This is a genomic window from Streptomyces sp. B15, from assembly GCF_018070605.1.
GTDB classification, from domain to species: Bacteria; Actinomycetota; Actinomycetes; order Streptomycetales; family Streptomycetaceae; genus Streptomyces; species Streptomyces smyrnaeus.
Genome location: NZ_JAGPXJ010000078.1, coordinates 21602 through 36887, shown reverse-complemented (window position 1 = coordinate 36887; position 15286 = coordinate 21602). Strand labels below are relative to the sequence as shown.

The 15286-nt window shown below is 71.7% G+C and carries 14 protein-coding genes and 1 pseudogene; 11 read left to right on the top strand and 4 right to left on the bottom strand.

All coding sequences use genetic code 11. The features are described from left to right. Positions 1–432: aldehyde dehydrogenase family protein (locus KBY19_RS27755; RefSeq protein WP_210966943.1), on the top strand; the 432-nt coding region annotated here is incomplete at its 5' end. A gap of 13 nt (positions 433–445) precedes the next feature. Further along, complete coding sequence (locus KBY19_RS27750; RefSeq protein ID WP_210966942.1) at positions 446–1825, top strand: aspartate aminotransferase family protein; 1380 nt, start codon at positions 446–448, stop codon at positions 1823–1825. A gap of 69 nt (positions 1826–1894) precedes the next feature. Here KBY19_RS27750 and KBY19_RS27745 read toward each other — a convergent pair whose 3' ends face one another. Next, the gene (locus tag KBY19_RS27745; protein WP_210966941.1) at positions 1895–2533 is read right to left on the bottom strand and encodes a DUF4232 domain-containing protein; all 639 of its coding nucleotides are present in this window, start codon (positions 2531–2533) and stop codon (positions 1895–1897) included. Positions 2534–2727: 194 nt separating this feature from the next. Between KBY19_RS27745 and KBY19_RS27740 the strand changes: the two are divergent. Together KBY19_RS27740 and KBY19_RS27735 are read left to right on the top strand one after the other, a co-directional pair. Beyond that, positions 2728–2853: pseudogene (locus KBY19_RS27740) on the top strand (DNA-binding response regulator); the annotation flags it as partial. A gap of 119 nt (positions 2854–2972) precedes the next feature. After that, positions 2973–3302, top strand: coding sequence for an SCO4225 family membrane protein (locus KBY19_RS27735; RefSeq protein WP_185019054.1), 330 nt, complete (start codon positions 2973–2975; stop codon positions 3300–3302). Positions 3303–3411: 109 nt separating this feature from the next. On the opposite strand, the gene KBY19_RS27730 is transcribed toward KBY19_RS27735, so the two are convergent. Further along, on the bottom strand, positions 3412–3900 hold the full coding sequence (locus tag KBY19_RS27730; RefSeq protein WP_210966940.1) for a glutathione peroxidase: 489 nt from the start codon (positions 3898–3900) through the stop codon (positions 3412–3414). A gap of 353 nt (positions 3901–4253) precedes the next feature. On the opposite strand from KBY19_RS27730, the gene KBY19_RS27725 reads away from it, so the two are divergent. After that, the gene (locus tag KBY19_RS27725) at positions 4254–5579 is read left to right on the top strand and encodes a PP2C family protein-serine/threonine phosphatase (RefSeq protein ID WP_307842350.1); all 1326 of its coding nucleotides are present in this window, start codon (positions 4254–4256) and stop codon (positions 5577–5579) included. 111 nt (positions 5580–5690) lie between these two features. Further along, the gene (locus KBY19_RS27720; protein WP_210966939.1) at positions 5691–6770 is read left to right on the top strand and encodes an NAD(P)/FAD-dependent oxidoreductase; all 1080 of its coding nucleotides are present in this window, start codon (positions 5691–5693) and stop codon (positions 6768–6770) included. A gap of 132 nt (positions 6771–6902) precedes the next feature. Here KBY19_RS27720 and KBY19_RS27715 read toward each other — a convergent pair whose 3' ends face one another. Then, on the bottom strand, positions 6903–8339 hold the full coding sequence (locus KBY19_RS27715) for a cytosine permease (protein WP_099885866.1): 1437 nt from the start codon (positions 8337–8339) through the stop codon (positions 6903–6905). A gap of 273 nt (positions 8340–8612) precedes the next feature. On the opposite strand from KBY19_RS27715, the gene KBY19_RS27710 reads away from it, so the two are divergent. Then, entirely contained in the window at positions 8613–9044 is a 432-nt protein-coding gene (locus KBY19_RS27710; protein WP_210966938.1) for a hypothetical protein, read from the top strand. A gap of 284 nt (positions 9045–9328) precedes the next feature. After that, on the top strand, positions 9329–11641 hold the full coding sequence (gene secD / locus KBY19_RS27705; RefSeq protein WP_210966944.1) for a protein translocase subunit SecD: 2313 nt from the start codon (positions 9329–9331) through the stop codon (positions 11639–11641). Positions 11642–11749: 108 nt separating this feature from the next. Here secD and KBY19_RS27700 read toward each other — a convergent pair whose 3' ends face one another. Further along, a complete protein-coding gene (locus tag KBY19_RS27700; protein WP_099885869.1) occupies positions 11750–12157 on the bottom strand; it encodes a VOC family protein in 408 nt (135 codons plus the stop codon). 173 nt (positions 12158–12330) lie between these two features. On the opposite strand from KBY19_RS27700, the gene KBY19_RS27695 reads away from it, so the two are divergent. The 3 genes from KBY19_RS27695 to KBY19_RS27685 all read left to right on the top strand — a co-directional run bounded on the left by KBY19_RS27695 (position 12331) and on the right by KBY19_RS27685 (position 15269). After that, positions 12331–12978, top strand: a complete 648-nt coding sequence (locus KBY19_RS27695; RefSeq protein ID WP_185019058.1) for a TetR/AcrR family transcriptional regulator — start codon at positions 12331–12333, stop codon at positions 12976–12978. A 165-nt stretch (positions 12979–13143) separates the two neighbouring features. After that, entirely contained in the window at positions 13144–14352 is a 1209-nt protein-coding gene (locus tag KBY19_RS27690; protein WP_210955552.1) for an NAD(P)/FAD-dependent oxidoreductase, read from the top strand. Continuing rightward, complete coding sequence (locus tag KBY19_RS27685) at positions 14349–15269, top strand: RNA polymerase sigma-70 factor (protein WP_099885872.1); 921 nt, start codon at positions 14349–14351, stop codon at positions 15267–15269. Before KBY19_RS27690 ends, KBY19_RS27685 begins: the two co-directional genes overlap by 4 nt. Positions 15270–15286: the final 17 nt, after the last annotated feature.

The window sequence follows — 15286 nt, the reverse complement described above, 5'->3', positions numbered from 1 at the left end:
GTCCACGACCAGACTCGCACCGTCCTGCTCGGCCCCACGCTGATCGACCACGTCACCACCGATATGAGCTGCTACCGGGACGAGATCTTCGGGCCGGTCCTGTCCGTCCTGCGGGCGGACTCCTACGACGAGGCCCTCGAACTGATCAACACGAACCCCTACGGCAACGGAACCGCGATCTTCACCAACGACGGCGGCGCCGCCCGGCGCTTCCAGAACGAGGTCGAGGTCGGCATGGTCGGCATCAATGTGCCGATCCCCGTGCCGATGGCCTACTACAGCTTCGGCGGCTGGAAGAGCTCGCTGTTCGGCGACACCCACGCACACGGCACCGAGGGCGTGCACTTCTTCACCCGCGGCAAGGTCGTCACCTCCCGCTGGCGGGCCCCCAGTCAGGGCGGCCTCAACCTCGGCTTCCCGCAGACGGCCTGAACGGAGCCACGGTATGACACTCCCGCCGAGCGCACCCGACGCCCGGGCCACCGCCCGGACCTACGAGCTCGACCGCCGCCACGTCTTCCACTCCTGGTCGGCCCAGGCCGAACTGGACCCGATGGTCATCACCCGCGCCGAGGGCTGCTACGTGTGGGACGGCGAGGGCAACCGGCTGCTCGACTTCTCCTCCCAACTGGTCAACACCAACATCGGTCACCAGCACCCGTACGTCGTGGAAGCCATCGCCCACCAGGCCCGCACCCTGGCCACCGTCGCCCCGCAGCACGCCAACGACCAGCGCTCCCAAGCCGCCCGGCTGATCTGCGAACGCGCTCCGGGCGACCTCGACCGGGTCTTCTTCACCAACGGCGGCGCGGACGCCAACGAGCACGCCGTGCGGATGGCCCGGCTGACCACCGGCCGCCCCAAGGTCCTGTCCCGCTACCGCTCCTACCACGGCGGAACCCAGACCGCGATCAACCTGACCGGAGACCCGCGCCGCTGGCCCAACGACAACGGGGACTCCGGCGTCGTCCACTTCTTCGGCCCGTATCTGTACCGCAGCCACTTCGACGCGGCGACCGAGGCGGAGGAGTGCCGGCGTGCGCTGGCACATCTGGAGCAGGTCGTCGAGCTGGAGGGCCCGCAGACCGTCGCGGCGATCCTGCTGGAGGCCGTCCCCGGCACCGCCGGGATCATGCTGCCCCCGCCGGGCTACCTCGCGGGCGTGCGGGAGCTGTGCGACAAGTACGGCATCGTGTTCATCGTCGACGAGGTGATGACCGGGTTCGGCCGCACCGGCGCCTGGTTCGTCTGCGACGACGAAGGGGTCGTCCCCGACCTGCTGACCTTCGCCAAGGGCGTCAACTCCGGCTATGTACCGCTCGGCGGCGTCGTCCTGGGCGACCGGATCGCCGACCACTTCGCGCACCGCCCCTATCCGGGCGGGCTCACCTATTCAGGGCACCCCCTGGCGTGCGCGGCAGCCGCTGCGGCCATCACCGTCATGGAACGCGACGGCATCGTCGACAACGCCCGGCGCATCGGCACCGAGGTGATCGGCCCCGAACTCGCCCGGCTCGCGCGGGAGCACCCCAGTGTGGGAGAGGTCCGCGGGCGCGGCGTCTTCTGGGCCGTCGAACTGGTCACCGACCGCAACACCCGTCAGCCCGTGGCGCCGAGCGGGGGCAGCAGCCCGGTGATGGCCGAGGCCGTCCGTACGGCGAAGAAGCTGGGACTGCTGCCCTTCACCAACTCCAACCGCATCCATCTCGTGCCGCCGTGCACCATCACCGAGTCCGAGGCCCGCGAGGGGCTGGGCATCCTCGACGAGGTCCTCAGCCGGGTGGACGCCCTCGTCCAGGGGACGCGAGAGGACTCCGCCCGCTAGAACCCCGGACGCCTTGTGGCGTTCCCCGATGCTCCCGCGTCCCCTCCGGGATCACTGGGCGGCCGACTGTCACCACTTCAGGGCGGTCACCGTGAACAGGCCGCCGCACACCCGCGGCTGGTCGCTCTCGGCGACCAGGGCCTTCCCGCTGCCCGGCGGGTAGACCCTGAGGGAGTGCGGCGTCGTCCAGCAGGAGCCGTCGCCGGTGCCGTCGTCGCCGCCCTCGTCGGCGGTGTGGAGCGTCGCATGCGCCCGGGTGAGGGGCTGCAGGGTGACGGTCTCGCCGGCGCGGCCCTCAGGGGCGGCGGCCTCGCCGATGGTGTCGCCGTCCTCGTCGGCCAAGAACACCCGGGGATGGCCGTTGAGCAGGCATGCGCTGTCCGTCTTGTTCTTCAACGTCAGGTCGTAGTCCTGGCCGTCCGCCGTGCCCCGGCTGTGCTCGACGGCCATGGTCAGATCCGCGGCGGCACACCGCGGTGTGCCGCCGGCGTCGGCGTTCTTCTTGTCGTCCGGCGAAGCGGACGGGGACGCTTCACGGGCGCCCGACGCCTGCGCGCCCGAGCCGTCGTCCGAACCGTCGTCGCCGCTGCTGCACGCGGCGGTCGCCGCGAGCAGCACTGCCGCGCCCACGGCTGCCGTCCGCCGTCGCCACGACAGAGCGGCTGCGCTGCCGGCCCCGTCCGTGGCGATGGTTTGTCTCCGAGTCATGATCGGCGCTTGCCCCGAACCACACCCCGCCATACCTGCCGGTGCGGGGGTTGTCGGGGCGCGCGTCTCCATCTCTGGTCAGAGGCGACGATCGCCCTGCGGCCGGATGCTCCGGGCGTTTCGGCAGCCATAGCCTGAAGCACATCATGGAACGAACCGACGACCGGTTCATCCCGGTCCTGCTGCTGGGTGCCGGCACCGTCAAATCCCATGTGAACGCCCTGCTGCGCAAGCTCGAACTGCGCGACCGGGTGCAGGCGACCATTCTCGCGTACGACCTGGGCCTGGCCCGTGCCAACCCACCGTGGGTGCACGGCTGACGCCCCGGGCCCCAATGCGCCCCGCGGCCGTCGACGCGCTGTACGCGGTCGATCGGCCGCGCTCCGTGCCGCGACCCTGCCCCGCTCTGCCCCGCGACTCACACAAGGAGCCCACTGCCATGGCCGACTCCGACTCCGCCCCCTCCGCCCTGCGTACCGTCCGCGAGGCACTTAGCAGCCTTGCGGCCCGCGTCTACCTCGCCGGGTGCGCGATTCTGCTCGTCTGGGCCGTGGTGGTGAGCCAGGCCGAAGAACCCGACGCGTCTTTCGCCGGGGTGGTGCCCGTGTTCGCCACCGCACCGGCGAGCCTGATCCTGCTCGTCCTGCCGGACCATCCGTCCATGGTCTTCGTCGCCGTGGGCCTCGGTGCCCTGGTGAACGCCGTACTCATCGGCTGGTGCGCCCGCGCCCTGCGCCGGGGCCGCACCGGCTCCGGGCCTACGGGCTGAGAGAGGGTACGCGCCGGGTGGGACCGTGCGCGCGGGACGAGTGGAAGGTCACCGGTTTCCACCACCGACCGCTCGGCCCCTGGCGGCGGGCCCTGTCCCGACAGGTTCGTCAGGCAGGCAGAACGTCTACGACGGCGGCGGTCACTTCGGGCGCGTCGGGCTCGGTGCGGGGGTCGAAACGGGCGGCGACCCTGCCGTCCGGAGCGACGAGGAACTTCTCGAAGTTCCAGCGGACGTCGCCGGAGTGGCCCTCGGCGTCCGGGGTGGTGACCAGGGCGGCATAGAGGGGGTGCCGGCGCTCGCCGTTGACGTCGATCTTCTCGGTCAGGGGGAAGGTGACGCCGTAGGTCGCCGAGCAGAAGGCAGCGATCTCCTCCGCGGTGCCCGGCTCCTGCTCCATGAACTGGTTGCAGGGGACGCCCAGGACGGTGAAGCCGCGCGGGGCGTACTGCTCGTGGAGCTTCTCCAGGGCCGCGTACTGCGGGGTCAGTCCGCACCGGGAGGCGACGTTGACGACGAGGACGGCCTTGCCGCGGTACTGGGCGAGGTTCGCCGGGCCGCCGCCGAGGGCGTCGATCTCCACATCGTGGATGGACATGCGGACTCCTTGGGTTGGTCGTCGATGCCTCTTGGACCTGACGCAGGGTAGTGCGTCGGCACGCCGCGCCGTCCGGCGGCCCGACTGCCCTCGGCCACCCGCCGTCACGGAAGGTGCGCGGACGGACGCTCCCGGGGGTGACAGGTGGGGGTCCGGCGTTTATCCGGCGGGTTCCGGGGGGACCGGGTGGGGCGAGCAACGCCTGGACGCCCCACTCGGATGCTCTGATCCTCGCCTTGCCCGCGGTCCAGGGACGCTGGAGCGCCGGTCGGGTGCGAGGGGATGTGAGGGGAAGGGCGAATGCGCCATCGCAGCACCGCAGGAATGGTCGGCCTGCTCCCCTGGGAGAGCACATGAGCTCCGAAAACGGCTCGAATCGCGGTGACGGCACGGAGCCGGAGCAGCACCTTCCGGAGAGTGCCGTCGAGCGGTCCGCGATGCTGGGCGCGCTCATCAGCGCGAGCCACCTCTCGACCCTGGAGGATCTTCCGCGGCAGCTGAGCGAACAGGCCGCCCGCGTCGGACTGACCGATGTGGTGATCTACCTGGTCGATCTGCAGCAGGACCTGCTGGCGCCGCTGACCCCTCATCCGCCGCCGGCCGGTGGCGACGGCCTGCGGCCGGGGGAGATCAGGGTCGAGGGAACCGTCGCGGGGCGGGCGTTCCAGCACGGCGAGGTCCTTCCCGCCTCGCCTGCCGACCACGACCACTGGTGGGTTCCCCTGGTGGACGGCACCGACCGGCTGGGGGTCCTCTACATCACCGCGCCCGACGCCGACGCGGCCGCCCAGGTGGATATGCGTCGGCTGGCCGGTCTGGTGGCCTTGCTGGTGGTCAGCAAGCGGGGGCTGAGTGATTCCTACAGTCGGCTGGTACGCCGCCGGCGGATGGACGTGGCGACCGAGATGGAGTGGCGCCTCATGCCGGCCCGCACGTTCGCGACCGACAGCCTGATGATCAGTGCGCTGATGGAGCCCGCCTACGAAGTCTGCGGAGACGTCTACGACTACGCCTTCGACGGCCGGATCGCCCACCTGGCCATCTTCGACGCGATGGGGCACGACACCGCGGCCGGTCTGACCGCCAATCTCGCGCTCTCGACCGCGCGCAACGCACGCCGGGAGGGGGCCGATCTCGTCCGTACCGCAGTGGCCATCGAACAGATCCTGTCGGAGGAGTTCTCCGGGGACCGCTTCGTCACCGGAGTGCTGGCGGACCTGGATGTGACCACCGGAATGCTGCAGTGGCTGTGCTGCGGGCACCCGCCACCCGCGGTCGTGCGCGGGCACGGCATCGTCCATCTGGAGTGCTCACCGGCTCCGCCGATGGGGGCGGGACTGGGCATTCCCGGGAACCTGTGCCGGAAAGAGCTGGAGCCCGGCGACCGCCTGCTGCTGTACACCGACGGCATCACCGAGGCCCGCAGCCCCTCGGGGGAGGAGTTCGGGCTGGGGCGCTTCGTCGACTTCCTCGTCCGCCACCAGGCCGACGAGCTACCGGTTCCCGAGACCCTGCGCCGACTCATCCGGCACCATCTCGAATACCACGAGGGGCGGTTGAACGACGACGCGACCGTCCTGCTGGCGGAGTGGCAAGGACCCTCCGGCCTCGCGCTCGGCGAGGTGAAGGACCTGGCAGGCGTTCCCGATGTCGCGGATGTCGACGGCCTCGACGCCTAACACGACCGGTGGTGTGTCCGCGGACGCCCCCGAGGTCGCCGGACGCGCTCCTGCTTGCCGGAACAGCAAAGAACTTTGCCATTTCGTTCCGGTGGGTCGCACAGTGGCGACATGACTGAGAGCAACGAACGAGACGTCGCCGAGATGGATGTGGTGGTGGTCGGGGGAGGTGCGGCAGGCCTCTCGGCCGCTTCGACCCTGGCCCGAGCCCGACGGTCGGTGGCGGTGATCGATTCCGGAGAGCCCCGCAACGCCCCTGCCGCCGGGGTGCACGGCTATCTGTCCCGGGACGGCCTGCCGCCCGGAGAGCTGCTGCGGGTGGGCAGGGAAGAGGTCGCCGGTTACGGCGGACGCATCGTGACCGACCGGGTCACCGGCGCCCGGCGTACCGGCGAACGCTTCGTCGTGGACACGGACAGCGGCCGAAGCTTCGGCGCGCGGAGGCTGCTGGTGACCACCGGACTGGTCGACGAGCTGCCCGACGTCCCGGGGCTGCGCGAGCGGTGGGGCCGCGATGTGCTGCACTGCCCGTACTGCCACGGCTGGGAGGTGCGCGACGCGCCGATCGGCGTGCTGGCGACCGGTCCGTGGTCGGTGCACCAGGCGCTGCTGTTCCGGCAGTGGTCGCCCGAGGTGACCTTCTTCCTGCACACCGCGGGCGACCCGACCGAGGAGCAGTGGGAGCAGCTGGCCGCACGCGGTATCGCCGTGGTCGAGGGTGAGGTCGTCGGGCTCGACGTGGCCGGCGACCGCCTCGCCGGTGTCCGCCTCGCCTCGGGCACGCGGGTGCCGGCGCGGGCTTTGGCGGTGGTACCCCGGTTCGTGGCGCGCAGCGCGGTGCTCACGGATCTCGGCCTGGCGAGCCAGGAGCACCCCCAGGGCGTGGCGAGCTTCGTGGAGACCGACGCGAGCGGCTTCACCGGCCTCGCGGGAGTGTGGGCAGCGGGCAATGTCACCGACCCCACGGCCGGGGTCGCGGTGGCAGTGGCCTCCGGGATGCAGGCCGCAGCGGCGATCAACGCCGACCTGGTGGCCGCCGATACCGCGGCGGCGGTGGCCCGGCGTACGGCACCACCCACCCGGCAGGCGTTCAGCCCGGCCGTGGAAGCCGCCAACTGTGCGCGCGTGCTCGGCGACCGCCGCCACGGGATCGCGTCCGTCGTCGGCGCCGCACGCCGCCCGCGGGACTGATCGTCCGTTCCCGGTCACGTACGTGCGGCGGCGTCGCCGCTGTGGCGTGGGGCCCGGACATCCAGGCGCGCGACGCGGGGGGCGGCGCGCGCCGTCGACCTCACCGGGGCCACGCTCCCGGTGAGGCTCGGCTCAGGAGGAGGCGGCGGTGGTCTCCGGGGCGGCTTGCGGGGGCGCGGCCGGGGTGGTGGTCAGGATGGTGCGCTCCGGTATGTGGGCCGTGTCGCCGCGGGCCAGCAGCCAGTACGCGGCGGCGGGGACGGCCAGTCCGACGAGCCAGGAGATGTCGGCTCCGCCGAGCGGATCGACCAGCGGGCCGGTGTAGAAGTGGGTCGCGAGGAAGGGGAACTGGGCGGCGAGGCCGACCGCGTAGACGATGAGGGCCTTCCACCGCCAGGCGCCGTACCGTCCCCGCGGATCGCTGAGGGCCGGGAGGTCGTAGCGCTCCTTGGCGATGAGGTAGTAGTCGACGAGGTTGATGGCCGACCACGGGGTGAAAGCGGTGAGCAGGAAGAGCAGGAAGTCCTTGAAGGAGGTCAGGAAGCTGTCCTTCCCGGCCAGCGCCACGGCTGTGCCGAGGACCATGATGGCTGCGATGTAGCCGGCCCGGGCCCGCGGCCCCAGCTCGCGCCGGCCCCGGAAGCCGCTGACGCCGGTCACCATCGACATGAAGCCGCCGTAGGTGTTGAGCACATTGATGGTCAGCTTGCCCAGGGCGATGACGAAGTAGAGGAACGAGGCCATCAGTCCGGCTCCGCCCAGGCCGACGACATAGCTCACCTCGTGACCCACGAACGCCGGGCCGGCCGCCGCCGCTGCCAGTGCTCCGAAGGTCATGGACCACTGCGAGCCCAGCACCGAGCCGCCGAGCGTCCACCAGAACGTGGCGCGGGCCGAGGTGGAGCGCGGCAGGTAGCGCGAGTAGTCGGCGACGTACGGGCCGAAGGCCAGCTGCCAGGAGGCGGACAGTGAGACCGCCAGCAGGAAGATCGGGAAGGAGAAGGAGCGCTCGGCGAGCAGGTCGGCCAGGTCCGCGCGCTCCAGCAGCCGGAAGCCGAGGTAGACGAAGGCGAGTGCGCACACCACGCTCGCCACTCTGCCCAGGGCGTGGATCACCCGGTAGCCGACGGCGGCGGCCACGGCTGTGATGAGCGCGAACAGCACGATGCCGGGGGTCTCGCCGAGGTGGGTCAGTTCTCCGACCGCCTGGCCGGCCAGCACGCTGCCGCTGGCGAAGAAGCCGATGTACATCACGATGACGAGCGCCAGCGGCACCACGGCGCCCCGCACTCCGAACTGGGCCCGGCTGGAGATCATCTGCGGCAGGCCCAGCCGCGGGCCCTGCGCGGAGTGCAGCGCCATCACCCCTCCGCCGAGCAGGTTGCCGAGCAGCAGGCCCAGTACCGCCCAGAAGGCCGGGGCGCCGAAGACGACGGCGAGAGCGCCTGTCACCACGGCCGTGATCTGGAGATTGGCGCCCAACCAGAGAGTGAACTGGCTGAACGCTCTGCCGTGTCGCTCCGAGTCCGGGACCACGTCGATCGAGCGACGTTCCACCATTCCGGCCATTCCGCTGCACCTTCTTTCGCGCACACCCGGTTCCGCATCTCTGCATGGGTGTATTCATGCTGGGGTCCGGATGAATGGCCGTCAATACATCGGTGTGAATCTTGCGTAACAGCGGTCCCGTGACCGCACCGGGAACCTCCCCCGGAGGGGACCGGAGCGGCACCGGGGAGGCACCGGTACGGCAGCTGGGCACCCGGTGCGCCCGCCCTGCCGCCGAGGTGGGCCCGCGTACACTGACCGGCATCGGCCACGGGAGTTCGTCGGGGAGGGACCATGCAGCCGGGCTCGGCGGGCCTGTCCCCGCGTCGTTCCGCGTTCGCGGTGCTCGCTCTCGTCTGGGGCGCGCTGCTGCTCCTGGTGGGCACGGTGCCGTCGGTCCCCACGCACGAAGGCGGCTCGCCCACCGTGACCGTGGCGACGGACCGGGGGCCGTACCAAGGCGCCGGGACACGGTCGTCCACTCTCCGCTCCGACACCCGGCCGAAGGCCGTGGCGCACGGAGCCATGGCGACGGCCCCCCACGAGGCACGGCTTCCCGGCCACCCGGCGCATCCTCCGGCCGTGCCGACGGCCGCTCCGGCCACCGCCTCCGTGCCGCTCGTCGGCCGGATCGCCGGCAGCCCTTCCCAGGAACGCGCACCGCCGCACTCCACCCACGACCCGCGCACCAGCCGGGGCCCGCCCCGTCCGCCGCTCGACGTCTGACCGAGTCGGCCGACTCCCTCCGCACCCCGGGCCACAGCACTCGCTCGCGCCCCTTCGTCCGGAACGGCAGGCCGGTGTGCCGCCTTTCGGAGGGCGGTCACGCCTGCCGCAATGCCCCGTACCCACAGCACGGGCGTGCCGCGGGGCGGAGGTGAGTGGCCGGCTGCCGTGTGCGCCGCGTGTGTCGCGTGGTGCCTCTTCAGCCTGGAGTGGTCTTGTCCCGTACGCCTCGCCGTACTCGTAACCCCGGTGCGCCGCACCGTCCCCGCAACTCCCGCGCGCCGATGTGGCGCGCCCTGCTCGCTCTCGCTGTCGTGGGAGTCTCCCTCTTCTTCGCCCTGACGACCCCGGCCCGGCTGGGGCTGGACCTCAAGGGCGGAACGCACATCGTCCTGGAGACCCGGGACGGCCCCGGCGTGCGGGCCGACGGAGCCGCCACCGACCGTGCACTGGAAGTCCTCCGCCAGCGCGTGGACGCTCTGGGCGTCGCCGAGCCGTCGCTGTCCCGCGCGGGGGAGAACCGGATCGTCGTCGAACTGCCCGGGGTGCAGGACCCCCGGAAGGCCGCCGAGGTGATCGGCCGTACCGCCCAGCTGACCTTCCATCCGGTGGAGGAGATGACCGAGCGGCGGCCCGCACCCGAGGACCGGACCGGGCAGGGCAAGGACGGCAGCAGAGTCCTGCCCGACCCCGACGCCAAGGGCGCCTTCCTGCGGCTGGGAGCCACCGCCCTGACCGGCGAGGGGGTCAAGGACGCCGAGTCGCAACTCGACACCGCGCAGGGCAACGGCTGGAGCGTGACCGTCGACTTCCGGAGCGGGGCCGCCGACCGGTGGGCCGAACTCACCGGCCGAGCCGCCTGCCAACCTCCGGAAGCCCCGCAGCGGCGGGTGGCGATCGTCCTGGACGACCAGGTCGTCTCCGCGCCCCGCATCCAGGAGAGCGTGGCCTGCCGCACGGGCATCACGGGCGGCTCCACCCAGATCACCGGCGACTTCAGCGACAAGGAGGCCAAGGACCTGGCGGCTCTGATCAAGGGCGGCGCGCTGCCGGTACCCGTCGAGGTGATCGAGCAGCAGACGGTCGGGCCCTCGCTGGGCGAGGACGCCATCAGGGCCAGTGCGCAGGCGGCAGTCATCGGGCTGGTGTGCACCGGAGTGTTCATCACCGTCGTCTACCGGATGCTGGGCGCGCTGGCCACCCTCGCCCTCGGCTTGTACGGACTCATCTCGTACGCGGCGCTCGTCGCTCTGGGGGCCACGCTGACGCTGCCGGGGCTCGCCGGTTTCGTCCTCGCCATCGGAATGGCGGTGGATGCCAACGTCCTCGTCTTCGAACGGGCCCGCGAGGACTACAACCGGCCGAGCCTGCGGCAGGACAGGACGACGCGGCGCGAAGGGGACCTGCGACGGGCCCTACGCACCGGGTTCCAACAGGCGTACAGCGCAGTCATCGACTCGAACGTCACCACGCTGCTGGCCGCCGGGCTGCTGTTCTTCTTCGCGACGGGACCGGTCAAGGGCTTCGGCGTGACCCTCTCGCTCGGTGTCCTCGCCTCGATGGTCTCCGCGATGGTGATCACGCGGGTGCTCGCCGAGTGGGCCGTGCGCCGCCGCTGGGTGCTGCGGCGGCCCCGGGTCACCGGCATCGCCGGCACCTCCCGGCTGCGCGACCGGCTGGCCTCCCGCAGGCCGCGCTTCGCGCGTCGGCCCCGCCTGTGGCTGGGCGTCATGACGGGGCTGGTACTGGTGGCCCTCGCCGGGATCGGGCTGCGCGGACTGGAGCTCGGTGTGGAGTTCACCGGCGGCCGACTGGTGGAGTACGGCACAAGCCGACCGGTCGACGCCGACACGGCACGCCGAACCGTGGCGGATGCGGGCTTCCCCCGTGCGGTGGTGCAGGAGGCGGGTGACGACGGCATCTCGGTGCGCACCGAGAAGCTGACCGACGCCGAGCAGGAACGCATCCGGGAGGGGCTGGAGTCGGTCGCGGGTGAGGTCTCGGTCGAACGGGACGAGTCGGTCGGGCCCAGCTTCGGCAGCGAACTGCGGGACAAGGCCCTGATCGCGTTGGCCATCGCTGTCGGGGCCCAACTGCTCTATCTGAGCATCCGGTTCCGCTGGACACTGGCGACGGCGGCCGTGGCGGCCATGGCCCAGGACGTCCTACTGGTGGTGGGGATGTTCGCCTGGCTCGGCAAGCCGGTCGACAGCGTCTTCCTCGCCGCGCTGCTCACCGTCGTCGGCTACTCGGTCAACGACACCGTGGTCGTCCTCGACCGGCTGCGCGGCATGCGCCGGGCGGACCGCGCGACGCCACTGCCGGACCTGGCCGACGCCGCGGTGTCACGCACCTTGCCGCGCACCGTGAACACCGGTATGGGCGCGCTGTTCATCCTGCTGGCCCTGGCCCTCCTGGGCGGCGACTCGCTGGCCGACTTCTCGGTGGCCCTGCTGGCCGGCGTGGTCTTCGGGATGGCCTCCACGGTGCTGACGGCGACACCTGTGGCCGTCGTACTGGAACAGCGGCGGCCGGCGCCGCGCCGGGAACTGCCCAGCCGGCAACAGGGCAAGAACGCCTCGGGCGCCGTGGTGTAGGCACCGGAACGGACGGACACGGGAGGCTCCGCGCTCGGCCTTCGAACGCGGAGCCGCCCCGTCCCGCAAAGCGGGCGGTTCATCGCAACGGCATCGGCCACAGGTGGATCACCCGGCGGACTCCGGGGCGTCACCGGCCGGAGTCACCCACTCGACGAGTTGCACCACCACGCCGTTGGGGTCTTTCGTCTGGAAGAGCCGCTCGCCCCACGGGTCTTCGCGAAGCGGCAACGTGATGGGGGCGCCTTCGGCCCGCAGCCGCTCCTGCTCGGCTTCGAGGCCGGTGACGGTGAAGGCGAGGATCAGGCCGGCGGCGTGCTGGTCGCGCTGGTCGGGCGGCAGCACCTCGATGCCGCGGGCGAGGAACACCAGGTCGACCGCCGGCCCTTCATGGCTGAGGGAGGCGAAGCCGTCGGCTTCCACGGTGGTCTTGTAGTCGAAGTGGCTCACGAAGAAGTCGCGAGAGGCGGCTACGTCGTCGACCGTGAGGGAGACGGTGGTGGTGGAGAGCTGCACGAGTACGGGGACTCCTTCGATGGGGCGGAAGCCGTGGACCTGGGGTTCGACGGGAGGAGGCGGCGTGATCGGGGCCCGCACGGCGGGTCGAGAATTTTTACGTCGAACGTAAAATTACGCCGAACCACCTCGCTGCGTCAAGGGTATATTTACGCTCGTGGTAATTTTCTGCCATGGGTGCTGAGACGACAGGCCTGCGCGAGGCCAAGAAGCAGGAGACACGGCAGCTCATCTCCGACCACGCCACCAGGCTCTTCATGGCGCACGGTTTCGAGCACACGACCATCGCCGAGATCGCCACGGCCGCCCGGGTGGCGAAGAAGACGGTGACCAACTACTTCGCGCGCAAGGAGGACATGGCGCTCGACCACCAGGACGCCTTCGTCACGGCGCCGGCTCGTGCCGTCGCCGACCGCCGCCCCGGCGAGCCCGCCCTGGCGGCGCTGCGCCGTGCCTTCGACGCCGATCTGGAGCGGCGCAGCCCTGTCGCGGGATTCGCCGGACCTCGCTTCACCCGCATGATCGTCGACAGTCCCACGCTCACGGCCCGCCTGCGCGACCTGCACGACCAGCGGGAGGAAGCCCTTGCCCGCGCTCTGGCCGAAGCCACCGGCGCGGGCCCCGACGACATCACTCCCGCTGCTGTCGCGGCCCAACTCGGCGCCGCCCACCGGCTGCTCTTCCGTCGTATCCAGGACCTCACCCTGGCCGGAGCCGACGACGACGCCATCGCCCGAGAGGTGGCCGAGGACGCCCGGCGTGTCTTCGCTCTGCTGGAGCCGGCCCTCGGGGACTACGCAACGGCCCCCGCCGCGGGCTGAAGCGCCGGTCGGCGGTGGCCGTCCGCCCCTCCCGGTCCGCCTCGCGCCGGCCCTGAGGCGGCGTGACGCAGGTCACGTTCGCCGCATGTCACGAACGGGCGGTCAGCTTCCATCTCGTGGTCGTCGGCGACAGGGCGTCGGCGACAGACGGAGGAAGGCGGAACGATGAGCGCACCGCAGCGAGTCGAAGACACGGCCACCCCGCACCGCGTCGTGATCCTGGGGGCGGGATACGCGGGCATGTCCGCGTCGATCCAACTCGCCGCCCGGGTACGGGGGCAGAAGGACGTTCAGGTCACCGTGGTGAACGCGCAGGAGCGGTTCACCGAGCGGCTGCGACTGCACATGACGGCATCCGGGCAGCAGCCGGCGGAGTTGAGCATCCCGCAGTTGCTGGCGGGGACCGGCGCCCGGTTCGTACGCGGCTGGGTGACGGCGGTCGACGCCGAGGCCAGGATCGTGCGGATCGACGACGACCGGGTGCTGCACTACGACACCCTGGTGTACGGGCTGGGCGGCGTGGCCGACACCCCCGCGGTGCCGGGCGCCGAGGAGCACGCGTACACCCTGAACAGCGTGCAGGATGCCCAACTGCTCGCCGACCGGCTGGCCCGGCTGGGAAGCGGCACGGTGGCGGTCGTGGGCAGCGGGTTGACCGGCGTCGAGACGGCCGCCGAGATCGCCGAGAGGCACCCGGAGCTGCACGTCGTCCTGCTCGGCCGGCACGAGCCCGGCGCGGATATGCACCCGAAGGTGCGGGCTCATCTGCGCTCCGGGCTGCGCCGCTTGAACGTCGAGGTGCGCGGCGGGGTCGAGGTGGCGAAGGTGCTGCCCGACGCGGTTCGGCCCGCGAGTGGGGAGAGCGTCGCCGCCGAGGTGGTCGTGTGGACGAGCGGGACCCGGGTGTCACCGCTGGCCGCCGCCGCCGGACTGACCGTCGACGAGCGGGGCAGGATCGTCACCGACGAGGTGCTGCGCTCCGTTTCGCATCCGCGGGTGTACGCCGTGGGCGACGCGGCCGCGGTGCGCCAGGGCTACGGTGTGATGCACGGCACCTGCCAGGGCGGTATGCCGACCGGTGTGCACGCCGCGGTGTCGATCGTCCGCACGCTCGAGGGCAAGCAGCCCAAGCCGTTCCGGTTCGGCTTCTACCACACTCCGGTGAGCCTGGGCCGCCGCGACGCCGTCGTACAGTTCACCCGCCCCGACAACAGCCCGCGGCGGGTGTACATGACCGGCCGGCCGGCGGCCTGGTACAAGGAGACGGTGACGGCTTCCCCCTGGCCCACCTGGGGCCGTATGAAGAAGCTGCCCGCCTCGGGCGCGATCTGGCCCCGCGGCGGGCGCTTCACCCGGAAGGGTCAGGCGCGGTGACCCGCCCGCCCGCCGACCTCACTCAGCACGTCTTCCACCAGCACCGCAATCTGCTGTTCTCGGTGGCGTACCGCGTCCTGGGCACGGCCGCCGACGCGGAGGACGCGGTGCAGGACGCCTGGCTCAAATGGTCGGCCGCCGACCGCTCCCAGGTGGCCGACCCCAAGGCGTATCTGACGCGGATCGTCTCGAACCTGGCGCTGGAACGGCTGCGCTCGACCCGGCACAAGCGGGAGACCTATGTGGGTCCGTGGCTGCCGGAACCCATCCTCACCGGGGGAGACGCGGCCGAAGCGGCGGTGGACGCCGAATCGGTGTCGATGGCGATGCTGGTGGTGCTGGAGACGCTCAGCCCGCTGGAGCGCGCGGTCTTCGTACTGAAAGAGGTCTTCGACTTCAGCCACGCGGAGATCGCGGAAGCCGTGGAGCGGTCCGAGGCCGCGGTACGGCAGGCGGCGCACCGGGCGCGTGAGCATGTGCGCGCGCGGCGGCCGCGGTTCGCGGCGGACCGCTCGACACAGCGCGGCGTCACCGAGCAGTTCTTCGCCGCCGCGACCGGTGGCGACCTCAACGCGCTGATGGAACTGCTCTCCCCGGACGTCACCTTGTGGACCGACGGCGGCGGCAAGGTCCGCCAGGCCCTGCGTCCGGTCGTGGGCGCGGAAACGGTGGCCGCCTGGTTCGCGGCCCTCGGCACCGTCACCTATCAGGGCGTCGAGCCCGCCGAGATGACCGCCGAACTCGTCGAGCTCAACGGCGGGCCGGGCCTCGTCTTCAGGGGCCCGGAGCGGGTGATCGCCACGGTCACCTTCGACTTCGACACCCACGGCCGCATCACCGCCCTCCACAACGTGGCCAACCCGGACAAGCTCCGGGCCGTCACCGAGGGCACCGCCCACCGCGTCGGCACCCGCTGAGTCCGCCGGGTCCGCCG